General features: G+C 68.2%; 5 protein-coding genes. All 5 read right to left on the reverse strand.

Annotated elements, in window-relative coordinates:
* A partial coding sequence (locus tag J7E68_RS12920) for an ABC transporter ATP-binding protein (RefSeq protein WP_215173198.1) occupies positions 1–594 on the reverse strand: 594 nt, incomplete at its 3' end.
* Complete coding sequence (locus tag J7E68_RS12925; RefSeq protein WP_215173200.1) at positions 591–1,460, reverse strand: ABC transporter permease; 870 nt, start codon at positions 1,458–1,460, stop codon at positions 591–593. The genes J7E68_RS12920 and J7E68_RS12925, both read right to left, overlap by 4 nt.
* Positions 1,457–2,404 (reverse strand): ABC transporter permease, encoded by a 948-nt coding sequence (locus tag J7E68_RS12930; RefSeq protein WP_215173202.1) that lies wholly within the window; start codon positions 2,402–2,404, stop codon positions 1,457–1,459. The genes J7E68_RS12925 and J7E68_RS12930 overlap by 4 nt, the downstream gene beginning before the upstream one ends.
* 13 nt (positions 2,405–2,417) lie before the next feature.
* Positions 2,418–3,938: an ABC transporter substrate-binding protein gene (locus J7E68_RS12935; RefSeq protein WP_215173204.1), complete on the reverse strand. Its 1,521-nt coding sequence runs from the start codon at positions 3,936–3,938 to the stop codon at positions 2,418–2,420.
* Positions 3,939–4,032: 94 nt separating this feature from the next.
* Positions 4,033–4,630, reverse strand: a 598-nt coding sequence (locus J7E68_RS12940; protein ID WP_215173206.1) for an alpha/beta fold hydrolase, incomplete at its 5' end; no start/stop codon positions are given.

The following is a 4,630-nucleotide window of genomic DNA, read 5'->3' on the forward strand; positions in this document are numbered from 1 at the left end:
CCCCTCTTCCTCGACGAGACCCAGCAGCAGCGAGAGGATCTCTGCCTGGATGGTGACGTCGAGGGCGGTCGTCGGCTCGTCGGCGATGAGCAGGCGGGGGCGGCAGGCGAGGGCCATCGCGATCGCCACGCGCTGCCGTTGCCCGCCGGAGAGCTGATGGGGGTATCGGTCGACGAGCGACTCGGGGTCGGGCAGGCGCACTCGCGCCGCCTCCTGGATCGCTCGCTCGCGAGCCTCCCGGCGACTGATGCCCTCGTGGATGCGGATCGATTCCGCGATCTGACGACCCACCGTGCGGATGGGGTTGAGCGCGGTCCGCGGCTCCTGGAAGACGATGCCGATCTCGTCGCCGCGGAGCCTCGCGAGCTCCCGATCCGGCATGCCGATCAGCTCGGTGCCGTTCCAGCGGATGCTGCCGCTCGCGACCGCTCCGTCGGGAAGAAGTCCGAGCACAGCGAGTGCGGTCAGGGACTTGCCCGACCCCGACTCTCCGATCAGGCCCAGCCGGGTGCCGTCCGGCACCTCGAACGAGATGCCGTCGACGACGGTGCGTCCGTCGATGCGGATGACGAGGTCTGTGACGCTGAGGCTCATGCGATCACCGCCGGGGTGTGGATCTCGGCCGCGCGGTGCCGCAGCGTCGGATCGGTGGCCTCGCGCAGGCCGTCGCCGAGCAGGTTGAGCGCGAGCACGGTGATCGTGATGGCGAGTCCCGGCCAGATGACCGAGAGCGGATGCACGCCGATGTAGCGCTGCAGGTCGGCGAGCAGCAGGCCCCAGCTCGGCTCGACCACCGAGGCTCCGAAGCCCAGGTACGACAGGCCTGCCTCGGCGAGAACGGCGACCGCCATCGACCATGACAGCTGAACGATGAACACGGGGGCGACGTTGGGGAGCAGATGGCGGCCGAGGCTCTGCCCCGTGGTGAGTCCGGACGCTCGAGCGGCGAGGACGAAATCGCTCTGCTGCACCCGGCGCAGCTCGGGCCTGGTGACACGGGCGATGTTGACGCCGAAGCCGATGCCGACCGACCAGATCACCACCCACAGTGAGCCTCCCCACACCGACGAGATCATCATGGCGATGATCAGCACCGGGAAGGCGATCAGGATGTCGACGAGCACAGCGACCGTCTCGCGCAGCCAGCGCGCGGTGAGCGCGCCGAGGGCTGCGAGGGCGACGCCGACGAGAGTCGCGACGAGGCCCGCGCCGACACTCACGAAGATGGTCGTGCGCGATCCCGCCATGAGGAGACTGAGGATGTCACGGCCGGTGTCGTCGGTGCCGAGCAGATGCGGCCAGCTCGGAACCGCCCAGCGGTCGCGGACGTCGGACTCCCGCGGGTCGAACGGGGTCCACACCACCGAGACGAGGGCTGCGAGGGCGACGACGGCGACGACGATGAGACCGAATCGGCCGGTGCCGGTGCGCCAGAGTCTGGGCAGCCAACCGGGCATCATGCCTCCCGCTGTCGTGGGTCGATGGCCCGGTGGATGAGGTCGACGAGGAACCCGACCACGAGCACGAAACCGGTGAGCACGAGCAGCTCGCTCTGCACCTTGATCAGGTCGCGCGTTCCGACGTCGGCGACGAGCATGCGTCCGATACCCGGCAGGGTGAACAGCTGCTCGATCACGACCGAGCCGACGATGATGCCGGCGATCTGGAGCCCGAGGACCGTGATGATCGAGAGGCCGACGGCGGGGATGCCGTGCGAGATGAGCGCACGGGTGCGAGTGAGACCCTTCGCTGCGGCGGTGCGGACGAAGTCCTGACCGGCCGCCTGCAGCGTCGCGCTGCGGACGAACCGCATGAGCATCGCGCCCTCCACGATGCCGATGGTCAGGGCGGGCAGCAGAAGTGACTCGATCGCCTTCCCCGGTGTGCTCCATCCGGTGCGGGGGAACCCCTGAGGGGGGAGCCAGCCGAGCCAGACCGAGAAGACGACGATCAGCATCATCCCCGCCCAGACGACCGGCACCGCGGCCAGGGCCTGAGCGCCGACGCTGAGGGCCGTGCCGCCACGGCCGCCGCGACGGAGGGCCGCTAGGATCCCGAACGGCACGGCGATGAGCACGGCGATCAGCAATGCCATGATGCCGAGCGGAACCGTCACCTGCGCCTTCTCGAGGAGCTCCTCGCCGACCGACGCGCCGGAGAGCAGCGAGGTGCCGAGATCGCCTCGGAACAGTCCGCCTATCCACTCTGCGTACTGCGTGGGAAGCGGCCGGTTCAGGCCGAGCGATTCGCGGAGCGCCTCGACCTCGGCGGGGGAGGCCTGGGTTCCCGCGATGAGCTGTGCGACGTCTCCGGGAAAGACCCGGAGCGTCAGGAAGATCAGCGCACTCGACACGAGGAGCCCTGCGACGAGCAGGACTCCTCGGACGAGCGCGTAGCGGATCACGACGTGCGCGTCGTCACTTCTCGGTGGCGACGGTGACGCCGGCCAGGTTGATTCGCGAGTTGATGGAGTCCTCGGGGAACCCGGACACGAGCGGGCTCACCGCGGTGATCGTCGCTCCGTTGTACAGCCAGTCGGCCGCGTGGTCTTCCGAGACGATACGGGCGGCCTCGGCGAGCAGATCGGCCGACTTGTCGGGGTCGACCTCGGCGAGCGCCTGCGTGTAGAGCTCCTGCACCTCGGCGTTGTCGTATCCGAAGTAGTAGTCCGGGTTCGCGAAGTTGCCGAAGTCCCGAGGTTCGACGTGCAGCACGAAGCTCAGGTCGTAGTCGTGGTTGGTGTAGACGTCCTCGAGCCAGGTCGGGAACTCGACCGAGTCGACCTTGAGCGTCACGCCGACCTTCTGGAAGTCGGAGATCAGCACCTTCGGAACGGTGGTGCCGTAGAAGCTCGGGATCGTGAGAGTGAGTTCGAGATCCTCCTGACCTGCCTCCGCGAGCAGCTCCTTGGCCTTCTCGGGGTCGTAGGAGATCACATCCGAGAGGTCTTCGTAACCGGGATCGAGCTCGGGGATCGGGCCGTACAGCGTGGAACCCGATCCGACGGCCTCGACGAGAGCCTCGTGATCGATGGCCAGACGCAGTGCCTCGCGCACCTTGATGTCGTCGAGAGGGGCTTTGGCGTTGTTGAAGGCCAGGGTGGCCTTGTCGGTCGTGCGGCCGGTGGTGAGGCTGAAGTCACCGGAGTCCTCGAGCTGAGGCGCGAGGTTCGGGTCGACGGCCGTGAGCACCTGCACGCCGCCGTCGAGAGCGGTGTTCACGCCGGCGGTGAAATCGGGGATGTACTGGAACTCGACCTCGGCGACGCCTGCGGGCTCGCCCCAGTAGGCCTCGTTGCGCGCGAACGTGATCGAGCTGCCCTTGCTCCACCGGGTCAGGGTGAAGGGGCCCGTGCCGTTCTCGGCGGTCTTGAGGTCGGTCGTGTCGCCCTTCTGGAACACCAGGCCCGCGGGGCCAGTGAGCGAGAAGAGGAAGTTCTGGTTCGGCTCGGAGAGCACGATCTGCACCGTCGTCGCATCCGGAGCGGTGATCGATGCGACCGAGGCGAACTCCGCGTTGCCCTGCAGAGTCGCGTCGGTGCGGACCGCCTCGTACGAGGCGACCACATCGGCGGACGTGAGTGCGGTGCCGCTGTGGAACGTGATGCCCTCGTTCAGCGTGAACGAGTAGGTGAGCCCGTCCTCCGAGACCTCGTAGTCGGAGGCGAGCCGCGGTTCGATCTCGTTCTCCTGCGAGCGGCTGACGAGACCCTCGTAGATATTGTCGATGAGGATCTGCTCGAGCGCCGCACCGCTGGTGTGGCGGATGTCGAGGTTGGTGGGCTCGAGGACCAGACCGACCTGGAGCGTGGCGTTCGGATCCGGCTCGCCCACAGGCTCCGTGGTCTCGGGGTCTGCAGCGCCTGCGCAGGCGGTGAGGACGATGGCGCTCGCCGCGATCGCGGAGATCAGCGCGAGTCGTCGCGTACGTCGGAACATGGGTTGTTTCCTCTCGGTGCGGCAGTTGCTGTGTGCCGGTGGATCGAGCCTAGGGATGTGTCGGGTGGGTGAGGGCGGAATGTGGAACGGAACGTCACATTCCGCCGGAGGGGATGCGGGACGAGATCAGTGACGCCAGTTCTGCGGGCGCGGTCTCCTGGACGTTGTGGGTCGCCTGGACGGCGGTGACATGGGCATCGGGCAGCCGGCTGCCGAAGTCCTCGGCATCCGCGGCGCTGACGAAGCCGTCGATCGCCCGGACGAGCGTGACCGGAGCCGTGGTCTGCGCGAGGTCTTCCCACCCGCTCGTGTGGAGCACGGATGGAGCCGAGGCGTCACCGGTGGCGTGCGCCGCCAGAGCCTGGGCGGCGAGATGGGCGAAGTGATGCTTCCACTCGACCCTGCCGTCGTCGCGCACACGGGTGTTCAGGAACACTCCTCGCTCGGTGTCGGAGCGAGCGCCGCCGAATCCGAACGCGATCGCACGGTCGACGAGCTCGTCACGGGAGTCGAAGTCGGTCGGTCCTGCATAGAAGTCGCGCAGCGCGGCGGGCCCCGCTGATGTGTCGATGCCGGGGGTGATGTCGACGACGATGAGTTCGGAGACGAGGTCGGGGCGTGCTGCGGCGAGAGCAGCGCCCGTGAGGCCTCCCAGCGACTGCCCGACGACGAGCTGAGGGCCGCCGGCCCAG

This window comes from Microbacterium sp. ISL-103 (assembly GCF_018613995.1).
In the GTDB taxonomy this organism is placed as follows: domain Bacteria; phylum Actinomycetota; class Actinomycetes; order Actinomycetales; family Microbacteriaceae; genus Microbacterium.

What these genes read in the sequence shown, in the direction of transcription:
- J7E68_RS12935 (WP_215173204.1), bottom strand. Translation starts at nt 3,938, where the DNA reads ATGTTCCGACGTACGCGACGACTCGCGCTGATCTCCGCGATCGCGGCG.
- J7E68_RS12925 (WP_215173200.1), bottom strand. Translation starts at nt 1,460, where the DNA reads ATGATGCCCGGTTGGCTGCCCAGACTCTGGCGCACCGGCACCGGCCGA.